Here is a 400-nt window from a genome sequence, read left to right on the forward strand (position 1 = left end):
CGCCCCCATCACCTGCTCGATCCCCAGCTGCTGCTGGTTGGTCGAGGCCACGATCTGCTGGAACGTCTGCACGTTCTCCTCCACCCGCGCCGTGATCTCCTCGATCGTCCGCTGCGTCGTGTCCGAGCGCGTCTTGCCCGAAGCCGCCCGCTTCACCGCCTCCTCGGTCAGCATCACCGAGGTGTTGATGCCCCGCTGGATCTCGCCCAGGATCCCCCGGACCTGGCCGGTGGCCGCCTTCGCTTGATCGGCGAGCAGCTTCATCTCGGAGGCCACCACGGCGAAGCTGCGCCCGCTCTCGCCGGCCGCCGCCGCCTCGATCGCGGCATTGAGCGCGAGCAGATGCGTGCGCTCGGAGACGTCGTTGACCGTCACGATGATGTCGCCGGCCGAGATCGCC

Annotated in this window: 1 protein-coding gene; it reads right to left on the bottom strand. The window is 69.0% G+C overall.

Annotated elements, in window-relative coordinates; all coding sequences use genetic code 11:
• The coding region (locus MKL20_RS32875) for a methyl-accepting chemotaxis protein (protein ID WP_244040222.1) at positions 1-400 on the bottom strand (400 nt) is incomplete at both ends.

It is taken from the genome of Methylobacterium sp. E-066 (assembly GCF_022829635.1).
In the GTDB taxonomy this organism is placed as follows: domain Bacteria; phylum Pseudomonadota; class Alphaproteobacteria; order Rhizobiales; family Beijerinckiaceae; genus Methylobacterium.